Annotated in this window: 11 protein-coding genes; 1 reads left to right on the top strand and 10 read right to left on the bottom strand. The window is 69.3% G+C overall.

The genetic code is table 11. The features are described from left to right. Positions 1 to 3: 3 nt before the first annotated feature. On the bottom strand, positions 4 to 666 hold the full coding sequence (locus DVS28_RS27680; protein ID WP_114594865.1) for a metal-dependent hydrolase: 663 nt from the start codon (positions 664 to 666) through the stop codon (positions 4 to 6). Between the two features lie 141 nt (positions 667 to 807). Next, the gene (locus tag DVS28_RS27675) at positions 808 to 1,209 is read right to left on the bottom strand and encodes a WhiB family transcriptional regulator (RefSeq protein WP_164711209.1); all 402 of its coding nucleotides are present in this window, start codon (positions 1,207 to 1,209) and stop codon (positions 808 to 810) included. 80 nt (positions 1,210 to 1,289) lie between these two features. Between DVS28_RS27675 and DVS28_RS27670 the strand changes: the two genes are divergently transcribed. Continuing rightward, positions 1,290 to 1,820, top strand: a complete 531-nt coding sequence (locus DVS28_RS27670; RefSeq protein WP_114594863.1) for a hypothetical protein — start codon at positions 1,290 to 1,292, stop codon at positions 1,818 to 1,820. Positions 1,821 to 2,140: 320 nt separating this feature from the next. Here the strand turns inward: DVS28_RS27670 and DVS28_RS27665 are convergent, their stop codons facing one another. The 8 genes from DVS28_RS27665 to DVS28_RS27630 form a co-directional block, all read right to left on the bottom strand. After that, positions 2,141 to 3,343 (bottom strand): hypothetical protein, encoded by a 1,203-nt coding sequence (locus DVS28_RS27665; protein ID WP_114594862.1) that lies wholly within the window; start codon positions 3,341 to 3,343, stop codon positions 2,141 to 2,143. A 161-nt stretch (positions 3,344 to 3,504) separates the two neighbouring features. After that, the gene (locus DVS28_RS27660; RefSeq protein WP_164711208.1) at positions 3,505 to 7,200 is read right to left on the bottom strand and encodes a TSCPD domain-containing protein; all 3,696 of its coding nucleotides are present in this window, start codon (positions 7,198 to 7,200) and stop codon (positions 3,505 to 3,507) included. Positions 7,201 to 7,405: 205 nt separating this feature from the next. Then, complete coding sequence (locus DVS28_RS27655; RefSeq protein ID WP_114594860.1) at positions 7,406 to 8,761, bottom strand: AAA family ATPase; 1,356 nt, start codon at positions 8,759 to 8,761, stop codon at positions 7,406 to 7,408. Continuing rightward, complete coding sequence (locus DVS28_RS27650; RefSeq protein ID WP_114594859.1) at positions 8,758 to 10,104, bottom strand: hypothetical protein; 1,347 nt, start codon at positions 10,102 to 10,104, stop codon at positions 8,758 to 8,760. The genes DVS28_RS27655 and DVS28_RS27650 overlap by 4 nt, the downstream gene beginning before the upstream one ends. Further along, complete coding sequence (locus DVS28_RS27645) at positions 10,101 to 10,298, bottom strand: hypothetical protein (RefSeq protein WP_114594858.1); 198 nt, start codon at positions 10,296 to 10,298, stop codon at positions 10,101 to 10,103. The genes DVS28_RS27650 and DVS28_RS27645 overlap by 4 nt, the downstream gene beginning before the upstream one ends. 36 nt (positions 10,299 to 10,334) lie before the next feature. Beyond that, positions 10,335 to 12,242, bottom strand: a complete 1,908-nt coding sequence (locus DVS28_RS27640; RefSeq protein WP_114594857.1) for a DNA cytosine methyltransferase — start codon at positions 12,240 to 12,242, stop codon at positions 10,335 to 10,337. Between the two features lie 112 nt (positions 12,243 to 12,354). Continuing rightward, on the bottom strand, positions 12,355 to 12,567 hold the full coding sequence (locus tag DVS28_RS27635; protein ID WP_164711207.1) for a hypothetical protein: 213 nt from the start codon (positions 12,565 to 12,567) through the stop codon (positions 12,355 to 12,357). 82 nt (positions 12,568 to 12,649) lie between these two features. After that, complete coding sequence (locus DVS28_RS27630) at positions 12,650 to 13,288, bottom strand: hypothetical protein (protein ID WP_164711206.1); 639 nt, start codon at positions 13,286 to 13,288, stop codon at positions 12,650 to 12,652. Positions 13,289 to 13,467 lie beyond the last annotated feature (179 nt).

The following is a 13,467-nucleotide window of genomic DNA, read 5'->3' as shown; positions in this document are numbered from 1 at the left end:
TCGTCACGCGACACCAGTGACGGCGCGGACGGCGAGGCCAAGTGTGCCGATGGCAAGCAGGAAGGTGAAGACGCCCTCAACCGCGCCCGCGGTGGTGAAGAGGCCGATTCCGAATCGTCGTCGCATCGGCCACAACAATGGCACACCTTCGGGCGTGAGCATGTCTCCGAGCAGGTGTGTGAACGTGCCCAGCCCGACGGCGATGGTGAACCATTCACCGAGGGGGACGAGGCCGTTGTGGATGGCCCACGCGGACCCGGCGGCCATGAGGAAGAAGGCGCCGAACGACAGCCGGCCACCGAAGGTGCGGGCCAGAAGCGGTCCGGAGACGGCGAGGAGGAACCCGGTCAATACCGCAGCGGGGGTCGAGACGGCCGGCGCGACGATGGCGAAGTGGACGGCTGCGGTCGCTGCGATGACGAAGGCGAGGCTGTGGGTGGCCTGCCGGTGCCCGCCGGCGGCCATGTTGACGGCGGCGCCGAGCGCCTGGGTGGCCAGTCCACCGGTTCGGCTGACGGTCGACCCCGGGTGGTCGATGTCGGGTGCGGTCGCAGCGCCGGCGCACAACAGCGTCCCGACTGCGAGTTCGGCGGGGTTGCTGGTCACGAACGGGGCCGCAGCGAGGAACGCGGCGGCGCCGGACAGCGCGTGTCCCTTTGCCAGCACCTAGACGCAACTCCCCAGTGGGTCCATGGCTGCATGGTTGCGGGGGTCGCCGACAGGCGGTGGGTGAGGCATGCCCGGACCATTCCGGCCCCGGGTCCCCGCGCTGGGGGCGCAGTGGCGACCCCCAGCCGATTCCCGTGGCTACAAGGCGGGGATGCCCATGGCGGGGGGAGCGAACTCGAAGCCGACCTCGTGGCACGGGTCGCACCGGCACCCCTCGGCGTATCGGGACAGGGTCCCGTGTGGTGCGCCGCCCCGGGTGATGAGCGCTTGGATTTCGCGGGGGGTCATGCCGCCGGCGACTCCCTGGTGGTCGCGCATGGCGATGGCCACCTTCAGGCACTGCGCGCTGACGGAGCAGTCGGCGCAGATCGCCAAAGCGTCGGAGAAGTCGGGTTCTGGTTCGTAGAGGTCATCGATCCCGCCGTCGCCCTTGTAGAACACGCCGTCGCGGTCGACGTCTCGGCAGGCTGCCTGCGTCTTCCACCCGTCGCTGTGGCGGTCGAGACCGAAGAGCGCGGCGATGGTGGAGGTGCCGGTCACGCCGCCACCCCCGAAGCGTCCGCAACGAAGCGTCCGGGGCGCATGCCTCCGGTCCGGATGGTCCGGTAGGATTCGCTGTCATGACGCCGGACGCTTCCCCCGCGGGCGAGGAGATCGAGTGGGTCGACGGCATCCCCGCCATCCGCGAGTACCTCGCTGACCGCCTTTCCCCGCACAACCTGTCCTTCGGCAAGCACCGGGTGCGCGAACTGCTGGACATCGTGGCCGACCCGCCCACAACCCTGGACACGGCGCTCGCCAACAGGCACTGCACTGGCCGGGGTGGCCATGCCCAGACAAGGTCGATCGACCGTGCGCTCCTGGACGAGCTGCTGGCCGGCCGGCAGCCGACGCTGGCCAGCAGGCTGAACTTTCCTGCCGTTCCGACGAGCAATGTGGTGCCGATCAGGTCCGACCAGGACGCTGATGTCGCCGCCGAAGACGCGAATGCGCCCGCTGATGCCGACCTGGCGGCCATCGTGGGCGAACGAGACGCTCTGCGGGAGCGTGTCGCCCAACTCGAACGGCGAGTCGTCGAGCTGCGCGACGTCATCCGGGAACAGGCGACCGGGCACGCGCGGGTCGTGGAACAACTGACCAAGCATCTGTGACGAAGCGTCCCGGACGGTCCCTGACCGTTCGGACGCTTCGTAAGCGTCCGAAGTGATTGACCGCAGAGGCTTGGGCGCGTTACCGTTGTCCCCGCCCGATGCGCGTCGGGTTGAACTCAAGAGCATTGAGATGGCCCCCTTCAAGGGTGGTTGTCATGCAGAGGACCGTCCCGTCTTGGCCTGGAAACCGTGGGGCGGCCTTCTGCGTTTCGGGCCGGAGGTCTTGCGTTGGGGTCTGTCGACCCGTTCGTGTCGCAGTGAGCCTTCGGTGCTGGCTTGTGTCTTGGCCGCCGTTACGGTCGACCGGTCAGTGACCTGTGTCAGCCGGGTTGGCCCAGGAGCGCTGCTGCGGAATCCGGTGGAAGCAGGGCCTGGACGGTGTCGTGGTCCCCGCGGATGACCGCGATCGTGATCTTGTTGACCTCTCCCGGATTCTTGTAGGAGGCGAGGTCGGTGATGCCGTCGGCGATCTGTCGGACCATGCCTGGAGGGACGCCGGCATCCTTCGCGGCACGTGCGACATGGGGGGCGACGGCGTCCCACTCAGTGCCTTCGGCAACCGGCTTGGGGCGCTTGCCGAACGCGAAGGTCTCGTCGTCGTCGGAGGGTTGGAGGTCGAGGGAGAGCCTGATCTCGCAGCCCGTTAGGTCGCTGGGTTCGTAGGTGGTGCGGTCGAGGGCTGCTGGGCAGGTGGCCCAGACCCGGTAGCCGTCTTTGGGGTGCTCGAGGAGCATCTTGGTGCCGCCGCCCGGTCCGTAGGGGTTGTGGCGGTACTCGGCCTTGATGACCCTGTAGGTGTCGGTGACCTTGCCGGAGGGCGCAGGCTTGGCGGGGCCCTTGGCTGCCTTCTCCGCTTCCTTCTGGTCGTGCTCGCCCATGAGTTTCCTGAGGAAGCCGGCGGCCTTCTCCGATGGCATCCGGCCCGTTCCCATTGCCTTCCAGACGATGTCGTGGGCGGGTTGGGGGAACGGTGGCTTGCCGCCGTGGGTGTGGACCGTCTCTGGGACGACGTACTCGTTCCCCTCGGCGGCCTCGACCGATGCGTCGACGACGCGGGTGAAGATTGTGGCGAGTTCGTCGTCGGCGGAGAGTTCGGCGACGAAGTCGCCGACGGCGGTTGCCTTGGCTGCCTCCTTGGCGGCCTTGGCGGCCTTGCGGCCGTCCTTGGTGAAGGTTCGGGTGGCGCCTTTGCAGGCGAAGCACATGCTGGTTCCGTAGCCGGGCTTGGCGTAGTGGCCTGTGCCGTCGCATTTCGTGCACGGGGTGAACCACTCGTCGTGGTAGGTGATCTTGGGCTTGGCGGCGACGACACGGTCCACGATCCGCTGGGGGACGTTGTCGGGGGCCACGATGTTGGTTGGGCACATGGGGTCGGTGGAGGCGACTGTGACGGCCACGGAGCCGCCCGTGACAGTCGTGGAGGTCTTGGCGGGGTGTCCGGCGGCGCAGGGTCCGTCGGAGACCTTGTGGGAGCAGGTGCCCTTGCCGGAGGACAGGGGGTGTCCGCAGTTTCGGCCTGGCATGACGGGGGGCTCCTGGGGTCGACGTTGCGCGTTCGCGCCACGGCCATTCCAGACCTGTCGCCCGGGGCGTGATCTCCCGGAACGGCGAGGGCCCCGATCCTTGACTCTCACGGATCGGGGCCCTACGCTCCTACTGTAGTGCTAGCATTACTAGCAGAGATTCAGCTACATCCACTTGAACTTCCGCAGTGCCGGCAGACGTCGCAGATCCCGTTGGGGAACATCGCGTCGAACCCGCAGTCGTGACACGTCTTGCCCCCGAGCATCTTCGATGCGTCCGGGGCGTCGCCGATGTCGAGCAGGCTCTCGTGCCCCGCCACCGGCGAGACCGGGGACGGGCCCGGCACAGCCGCGGGCGACGCCGCCCTGGACTTCGGCGCGGCCTCGATCCCGTCGAGGGCCAGCCCGGGTTGCCACGCGGTGGGCGTGGTCACGAACGGGTTGTCCTGGACCTGCACGTACTTCTCGTAGTCCCCGTCACCGTTGAGGTAGCGGAACGCGAGGATCCGGCCGACCGCGTCCAGGATCGAGGAGGCCATCTTCAGGTTCGGGTGGCCGGCCACGATCCCTGACGGCTCGAACCGCTGCCCGACGAACTTGTCGACGATCTCCTTCAACGGGACACCGCGCTGCAGCGCCATGGAGCCGACGGTGGCCAGCATCGACGTGAGCCCCTCGGTGGTGCCGCCCTCCTTGGACAGCTTCAGGAAGAACTCCCCGCAGGTGCCGTCGGGGTAGGCGCCGTGGGTGAGGAAGACGTCCTGCCCGCCGATGGTGAACTTCTCCGTGACCGACGCGCGCACCGACGGCATTCGGAACTTCCGGGGGCTGCGCCCCTCGTAGAAGCCCTGCGGGCTCATGCCCTCCGGGATGTCGCCGAGCTGGGCGAGCAGCTCCTTCAGCGCGTGCTTGTCCTTGGTGTCCAGGGCGCGGGCGAACTCATCGGCGGACAGCCCGACGGACTCGGTGCCCAGGTCCAGGAGTTCGCGGAGCTCCTCGACATGGCCGATCGGTGCGGCGCCGGACCGGATCGCGTCGGCGACCACGGCGTAGGAATCCACCGGCTCGGCGGGTGCCACGGGGACCGCCTCGGCCTCGGTCGGCTGCGGGGCAGTGCTGACCTTCACCTCGCCGTCGACCACGATCGTGGGCTTCTGCTTCAGCGTCCCGGCCGAGGACAGCGGCTGGGAGTACTTGCTGCCGTCCCGGTAGACCGCGACCGCCTTCACGCCGAGTTCGTAGGCGAGTTGGTGGCAGTCACGGATGTCATCGACGGTGGCGTCGCCGGGCAGGTTGACGGTCTTGGAGGCCGCGCCGGACAGGAACGGGGCTGTGGCACCGAGCATGCGGACGTGGCCCTGCCAGTCGAGCGACCGGCCGTCCTCCCCGCCGGCGTCGGCGACCAGGAAGATCGCCTTGTGCTCATCGGAGACGTGGGGGGCGTGGGTGATGTTGTGGTGGCCGCATATGGCCCTGGACGACGCGTCGATCTCCTCGGTGGTGAACCCGAGCTCGTCGAGCCAGTTGCCAGTCGCCGACGTGATCCCGTTGGCGGTGGCGAACGACTCGGCCTCCTCGCCGGTGAGCAGCCACGGGCCGAACGCCGACCGCAGGTCCATGGCGTTCGACAGCCCGGACTCCACGGCAGCGATGACGTCGGCCGGCACCCCAGCGGCGGCCAGGATGCGCCTGTTGACCGGTTGGTCACCGTCAAGCGTGCCGGTGCCGGCGATGTGGACCTCGACGTCACGGACCTGCTGGGGGGTGTAGCCCAGGTACAGCAGACCGGCCGAGACCGCGGTGTCGGTCAACTTGACCGCCCCGCCGCCGGCGAGGGTCTTGAACGCCACGAACGAATACAGCGGCTCCGGCCCCGTGGTGTCGGCCTCCATGAACATGCCGATCGTGCCGGTCGGCGCGGTCACAGTTGTCTGCATGTTGCGGGCGCCGTGCTCGGCAACGGCATCGACCATCCGGTCGCCGGCGGCGACGGCCGCCGGAGACAGAGACGCGAAGGGGGTGCGGGCCAGGACGCCGTGGTCGATCCCGACCGGCGTCACGGTCAGGCCCTCGTAGTCACCGACCGCCCGGTCGGCTGCGAGGGTGCCGTAGGCGGCCCGCCGGTGGTTGCGCAGCACCCGCTGCATCTCGGCGGTGTTGCGTTCGTAGGCCTTGCACGGCCCGAGCGCTCGGGCCATCTCCGCGGAGGTCTCGTAGGCCACAGCGGTCTGCAGCGCCTGGATGGCGCCCGACACCGCACGGCCCTCATCGGAGTCGTAGCCGATCCCCGAGCGCATCAGCAGGCCGCCGATGTCGCAGATGCCCAAACCCAGGGTGCGGTGCTCGTAGCTGTTGAACGCCACCGTCGCCGACGGGTAGTGCGACATGTGGACCGCGATCTCGAGGCCGATGGTGTAGACGCGGGAGGCGTGGGCGAACCCGTCGATGTCGAAGCCGGTGGACGGGTCCCACCAGCCGGTCAAGCGCAGCGACGCGAGGTTGCAGGCGGTCCCGTCGACGTGGAGGTACTCCGAGCAGGGGTTGGAACCCCTGATCGGACCGTCGTTGGGGGCGGTGGCCCAGTCGTTCATGGTGCCGTTGAAGTGCAGGCCGGGGTCGGCGCACTCCCATGCGGCTTCGGCGATGTCGTCCCACAGCTCGCGGGCCCGGACGGTGTCCATGACCAGCGGATTGCCGTCCTCCCCGACGGCTTTGCGGGCGGTCAGGTCGATGCTGCGGTCGGTGCGGACGGCGTCCATGAAGTCGTGGGAGACCGACACGGTGTGGTTGGCGTTCTGCCACGGCACCTGGGCGTAGGCGCCCTTCGGGTCGTTCCAGGCGACCGGGTAGCCACCGGCCTCGAGGAACGGGATCATCCGCTCGGCCTCAACCTTGAGGCCGATGAACTCGCGGACCTCGGGGTGGTCGACGTCGAGCACCACCATCTTGGCGGCACGGCGGGCGTAGCCGCCGGACTTGATCGACCCGGCGGCGACGTCGGCGACCTTGAGGAAGCTGATGACGCCGGAGGAGGTCCCTCCGCCCGTGAGCGGCTCGCCGGCGGCGCGGATCATCGACCAGTTCGCCCCGGCGCCGGAGCCGTCCTTGAACAGGCGGGCCTCGTCCATGATGTTGCCGAAGATCGACTTCTCCGTCATCGACCCGACGGCGTTGTCGACGAGGGTGTCATTGATGACGGTTATGAAGCAGGCGTTGACGGCGGCCCGGAAGTACCGGTGCGGGCTGGCGAGGACCTCGCCGAGGTCGGGGTCGTAGTAGACGTTGCCGGACGCCGACTCGATGATGCCGTACGCCTCGTGGATGCCGACGTTGAACCACACGGGGCTGTTGTTGGCGGCTTTCTGGTGGATCAGCAGGTACAGCATCTCGTCGCGGAACGCGGCGGCGTCCTCGGCGGAAGCGAAGTAGCCGCCGGACTGGCCCCAGAACATGAACGCGTTGGCGATCCTGGCGACGGTCATCTTCAGCGAGGTCTCGCGGCCCAGGACGACCTGGCCGTCGGCGTCACGGATCAGTTCGCCGGTGACCAGGTCGTACTGGGGCACCAGGGTCTTGCGGGCGTACTTCGACGCGGTGATGGACACCGCGGTGGATCCCATGGCCTCGGGGACCTCGTAGGTGCCCTCGGCGACCACGGTGCCCTTGTCGAAGATCTGCCACGGCTTGGACACCCACGTCGTCGACTCGAACGGGGAGACCCCAGCGACGGTGTTGCGGCGATCGACGCGAAGGCCGTCCTTGGCGTCGTAGACCGGCGGGTGGTCGGGGTGGCCGGTGGGGAGCAGCAGCTCGTCGAGGCTTGGACGGATCACGTCCGTTGGGGTGAGGGTGCTCATGGGGGTCGGTTCTCCTGTTGTCCGGGGGCGCCGGCGGCGGGTCCACGCGGTCCTTGGGAGGATGCAGGGTTGCATCCGGGTGCGACCGGGCCGCGTCGCCGTGGCGTGCACAGGCCATTCCGGACGTCCTGACCGGACTCCCGGGGCAGGCGTGGCCACGGGTTTTGGGGTGGCCGACGGGCCGGGCGGGTGCCCGGCCCCGGGGTCACGCGGCGATGCGGGACCCGATGGTGGCGTCGAGACGTCCGAGGACGTCGCGGTACAGCATCGAGTCGGCCCCGGCGTCGGTGAGCCGCGCGGAGGTGTCGGTGCGGTCGAACCACACGCAGTGGGTGACGTGGCGGCTCAGCATCACGCACAGCCGCCCCGTGTCGAGGTCGAAGTCGTTGAGGGCGGCCTTGCAGGCAACGGGTGACCAGGCGAGGGCCACGAGGAACTCCGAGCCCTGGATGGCGTCGGCGGTGTCAACGGTGACCTCATCGGCGCCGTCGACAAGACCCGACAGGTGGGATCGCACGGCATTGGTCTGGTCGACGTGGCCGGTGAGCACACCGATGTCATCGGGCCTGAGGGGCCTGACGTTGCCGCGTTCGTCACGGTAGGCGCCGACGCGCAACAGCTCGGCGACGCGTTCGGCGATCGCGGCGGCCACCTGCCGGTCGCTGCGGGAGGCGGAGTTGGAGTCCACGGAGACGCGGGCGAACTCCTCTGCCGGGGCACCGTCGATGAGGAGGGTGCGGTCGTGGCGTGCCGACCCGAAAGGGAAGGGGTACAGCGGCGCGAGGACTGCGGCGGTGGCGGGCCCGCACCGGCGGGTGTTGGGAAGGGTGTACTCGGTCACGGGGCTCGTGGCCGGGTCGTCGGTCGCGCGGAGGTGGCGGATGGCGATCGGTGCGGGCACCTGGGGGCCGGTGGGGGAGGTCCACCGGCGGGTGGTGCAGGTGACGACCGGGGCGATCTGGCCGGGATCGCCGACAAGGACGTACTGGTCGGCCACGTGGGCGATCCGTCCCCAGTCGGCGTAGCGGAGCTGCCAGGCCTCGTCGACCAGAAGCATGTCGGCCCGGAAGTTGCCGGCGGGGACATGGGCCCACTTCGCCGACGTGGCCACGATGATCAAACCGTTCGCCATATCGTCGGGTGGTTTGATGTGCCGCAGGTGCGGGACGCCGTCCTCGAGGTCGCGTGGCCGCTTGCCGCTGGACGGGCCGACGTAGACGGTGTCGGCAGCGGGCGCGAGCCGGGCGAGCTTGTTGGCCAGGTCGATCGCTTGGTTGGTGCGCTGAGCCGCAATGCCGACGACGAACCCACCGCGGACCTGCAAGTGGGACGCGACGGTGGCCAGCAGGGTCGACTTGCCCGCCCCCGGGGGCGACTGGACCATCGTCAGGGGGTCGCCGGCCCATGCGGACGCGAGGGTCTTGACCGCGACGTCGCCGTCAATGAGTGGCGGAAGCCGGTCGGGCAGGGAGGCATCGGCCGGAGCGGAGGTGTGGGGTTCGCCGCGGTCGTTGGCCGGGGCGTCGACGGGGTCGAGAGACAACTGGCGGACATTGATCATGCCGGATCCCCCACGGGGTTGGCGATGGTGAGCAGGCCGATGAGTGTCATGTCCATGCGGCGGACCTGCGGGATGTCGGCGGCAGGGTCGACGGTCCAGCCGGCGGCGTTGTAGTTGCGTGCGATGAGGTCGCGGTCGGGTGAACCGATGCCGCTGCGTCCGGGTTCGGCGACGACGGGCCAGCCGGCCGCCACGTCGTCGTGCCACTTGCGTCTGCCGGTTGGCCGGAAGTGGATGGTGAGGCCGGCCCGGTTGACCGCGAGTCCCATCACCTCGGCGTTGGTGGTGTGGGCGGTGCCGTCCAGGCCGGTGACGGTGAGGGCGATGGTGTCCCCGGGGCGGTAGCGGCAGTTGTCGGTCGTGGTCATCGACATCACGCCGTCGTTGAAGCCGGTGCTGATCGTTCCGTGCATTACCTTGCCGGAGTAGCGGGCCCGTTGGTGGCCGATGGGGTCGTGCATCAGGCAGCGTTCCCAGCCAGATTCGGCACCTTCGCGGCTTGCCATCCCGATGGCGGCGGTGACGGGGGTGTCGTTGGTGGTCCAGCGGATCCCGTCGGTGTGCCGGTCGCGGAGCTCGGCCGCGGCCTCGTCGTCGTAGGACCCTCGGGTCCGCGCGGCGGTGAGCCGTTCGGTGGCCTTGTCGATGCGCTTCTGGAGCCTGTCGAGTTCCTTGGGGGCGACGGGTGGTGTGGTGTTGAGGGCGTCGGTGAACGCTTGTTGTGCTTCGTCCAGCAGGCGTTCGGCGTGCGGTGCCGGGTAGGCGACGCGTTCGAGGATCGGGTTGCGTTCGCCGTCCCACAGTCGGTCGGCGACGGCGAGCAGGGCCGAGGTCGGTCCGGGTGCGTCGATGCCGAGCCAGCGGAGCCAAGTGGAGAGTTCGTTCTCGTCCTCGGGTGGCTGGCCGGTGGCCCACCGGGTCCGGCAGTGCTCGATGGCGGTCACCACGGCGTTGCTGCCAGGGTGTTCGCTGCGCTGACTCCACCAGTCGACGAGGGCGCCGACCGGGCGGGCGGGGTGGTCGAAGGGGACCTGTCGGGCCAGGCGGTGCAGGGCGTCGAGGTCGGTGGAGGACCTGACGATGAGTGTTGGCCACCGTGGCGGTGCGTCGGCGGGGGAGTTGACGAGTCGTTCGTAGGGCTCGGTGAGCAGCGCGATGCCGTCGTTGCCGTCGGCGTGCCGGGGTGCGCCGCCTGCCGGGTGGACGGTGACCCGGTGGCCCTGGACCAGAACGGCGATCGGGTCGCCGGCCGGGAACCAGGGGGTCTGGGCGAGGCGTGGTTGGATCCGGCCGGTGTCGGCGGCGCGTAGCCTGATGCCGAGGTCGAACAGTGCTGCGGTCACCAGTTGTCCCCGAGGTCGGCGAAGGGGTCGTCGTCGACAGTGGGGTCGTCGTGCCGTTCGGCTGCATCCCACCCGTGCCTCAGGACCTTGGCCCATGGGGCGGAATGGTCCTGGCGTCCGGCGACGGCGTTCAGCGCGGCCTCCGGGGTGGCGCCTGTGAGACGCTGAACGAGTTCCGCGAGGTCCGTAACCATAGTGCTCGTAATCATAGCACTTAATTGCGTCGGCGGCTAGGTCGGCGCGAGGATGCGCGCGAAGGCCCACTCGACGACGTTGGCGGAGACTGCGTTGCCGGTCGCCTTGAACCGTGCCGACGCAGTCGTCATCGCCGCGTTCCAGTCCGCACGGGGAACTCCCCGCGGGATGGTGCTCCACGCCGGCGGGACGACCTCCCACAGGCCGGCACCGTCGATCTCCAGATCGTGGCCCGCAGGGTCGGCGAATGCTGCCGCGTCAAGCTTCACAACCGCTCCGCCCAGATCGAATGACACCGTGCCGTCCAGCCGTTCAGCGTTCGGCAACGGGAACCCCGACGCGTCCCGGAACCGCCACGGAACCCCCGTGACGACACGAACCATCCCACTCCACAACGCGATGTCGATGAACTGCTCAGTGGTCAGTTCCTCAGTCGGCACCGACACGACGTCAGGGAACCCCTGCAAGGCGGCCGTCTCGGGTGGTGTCAGCCGACGGCACCGGAACCGGGGGGCCGGCGGCGGCACCGAGGGCGACATCCCGTCGCGCACGGGTTCACCGAACAGCGTCGGAAGGTCCTTCTCCACCGCCGAGAGGGTCACCGACAGGGGTGCCGGGGGGCCGGCGTCCGCCCCGATCACCTCGACCACGACATCGGTCCCGCCCTTGTAGTCGCGCGCCAGCAGGGTGGCGGAGAACGGCGAGTCGACGTAGTAGCCGAACTCCTTCAACCGGAAGTGGACCGTCGCGGTGACCTCGCCCTCCGGGTAGTCGACCGCGGCCAGCGCCGCAAGTGTCTCCTCGGAATGGGTGGGAGGATCCGCTTCGTTGCGCGCCTCGGTGACGTACCGGTCGAACAGGTCCTGCCCTATTGCCTCCGGAATGCCCTGCGCGAGCGCTTCGGCGAGCAGCGGGTCCATCGGCACATCGCGACGGAGGGCGCGAAGGAGCGTCCCGAGACGGCCCTTGGCCGACAGCCGATACCTGGCGGGGGCGTCCCGGTCGTGCAGGTCGGAGATGTGCAGGTGGGAGTGCTCCGCGAGCCCGCCGGGGCAGAAGGTCCCGTCCGCTACCGGGCCAGCCACGCAACGGCCCTCCGACACATCGACCAAGGCGTCAGCGGACCCGTCGCCGAGCAGCGAGACCGTGCTGGCCCTCTGGTCGGCGAACAGGTCCAGCTGGGAGCCGAACGGCGGCACCCACCGGCCATCGTCGCTACGGGTGCCAGCAGCAGCAGTGCCGTTCAGCAGACCCGCAACGGCCCGTTCCGGCGCCCCGTCACCGATGGCCAGATGGGCGTAGAGACGCCGGCGGCGCTGTGGCACCTGGACGCCCACGTGAAGGCTGTTGAGCACCCGCCATGCCAGCGCCCGGTCGGTGGTGGTCGCGATGCCGGCGAACCAGATTCCGGTCCGGTCGCCGGGAAACTGCGAGTCGACGTCATCGGCCTGCTGGCCGGTCACCTCGCAGCCGTGGAGGAACGCGGCCACGAGCTGAGGCCACACTGCGGAACCGTCGTCGTTGGTGACGCTGAACACGTTGGGGACGTTCTCCCACAACACGTCGGACAGTCCCCGTGCCGCGAGTCCGTCGATGATGCGCAGCATCTCCATCACCAGCCCCGATTCACCACCCATGCCGGTGCGCAGCCCCGCTGCGGAGAACGTCGTGCAGGGACTTCCGCCCGTGAGGACGTCAACGGCCTCCACGGCAGCCGGGTCCACGTCGCGGACGTCGGTGTAGATCGGCACCCCGGGGAACCGACGGCGCAGGACGGCCCGTGCGTCCGGGTCGATCTCGCACATCCACGCCACCCTGCCGCCCTGCCTGCGCCACGCCAGCTCGAACCCGCCGATACCGGAGAACAGCCCGCCGAGGCTCAACGGCCTTCCTGCCCGGACAGCAGCCGGGGCGTGGGCGGGGGGGATCGCAAGGTCGGTCATAGGGGGAGCCCAGTGTGGTTGGTGGGTGCGACAGCACCGCGTGCGGACATGGCAGGACCGGTGTGCCGAATCGACACACCGGTCCGGTGCAGCCAGGTAGGTCTCTTGCCGGTCAGGCGGCGGCGGACAGTTCGCGCGTCCGGCGGGCCGGCAGCTCGATGACGTCGACGGGCACCGTGAGGGCGGCCAGGTCGAAGTCACGCAGGTCCAGGATCGCCGCCGGGCCGTCCAGGCCGATCGCGACCTCGTTGACAACGCAGGTGTCGCACTCGTACAGGGCGTGGTCGTCGCAGACGATCTGGTTGGTGGTGGTGAGGATGGTCATCTCGCCGGCTTTCGTGTGGTGCTGGTGTCGCCTCTTGGGTGGCTGCACGAACGTCATTCCGAACGTCGGACCCGGGAACTCCTCAGACCCGGGAAGAGTCCCGGTCCCGGACGTGGAACGGCCGCTCGAGGAACGCCTGCCTGCCATGGTCGTCCAGACCTGCCATGTGCTCGGCCGCTACCTCCGGCGTCCAGCCGAGGTCGCGCAGGTCCCGAGCGGTGATGGAACCGCGCATCCCCACGAGCTTCGCCCAGGACCCCGATTCGGTCGGCCCGAACCGCTGCTGCCGCCACTCCTGGAACGTGTGCACCAAGTCCACGGCACGCCACTTGGTCGCCTCGGTCGGGCCGACCCCGTAGTCGGCGAACCACGACGCCTTGTCACCGTCGAACCCAGCGGCCCTCCAGTCCGCCCGTCGTTCCCACACCCCGCCCGGGTCCATCTCACGGGTCATGGTCCGGTCGTACTCGGCCAACGCGAACCGCTCGTCGCCATCCTGGTAGGTCGCGGGAGTCACACCGAAGTGAGCCATCGCAGTCGCCTGCCGCGGGTGGATCATCCGATTGGCATCCAGCCAAGCGGCCGCTTCCTCCGGCTCGAAGCCGGCCCGCTTCCACTCACGAGCCGACATCGGACCTCGATGTGCCGCATAGCCCATCCCTGCGGCCTGCCACTGCGACGACTCCTCCGGGGTGAACCCGTACCGGGCCCACATCGCCATCTGGACGCCGTCGCCGACACGCCTGCCGGCGATCTCGCATGGTTCTCCACTCCACTGGCCCCGCGCGTGAGCCAACGCATAACCAGCATCACCGGCTCGTCTCACATACGCCGAAGCCTGACCCGGCGACAGCACGCCGACCCGCCTGAACGCATGCGCCATATCAGGCGTGAACATGT

Source organism: Euzebya pacifica (assembly GCF_003344865.1).
Classification (GTDB): domain Bacteria; phylum Actinomycetota; class Nitriliruptoria; order Euzebyales; family Euzebyaceae; genus Euzebya; species Euzebya pacifica.
Note: the sequence above shows the minus strand (reverse complement) of the source record. Positions and strands in the feature narration are given on the sequence as shown.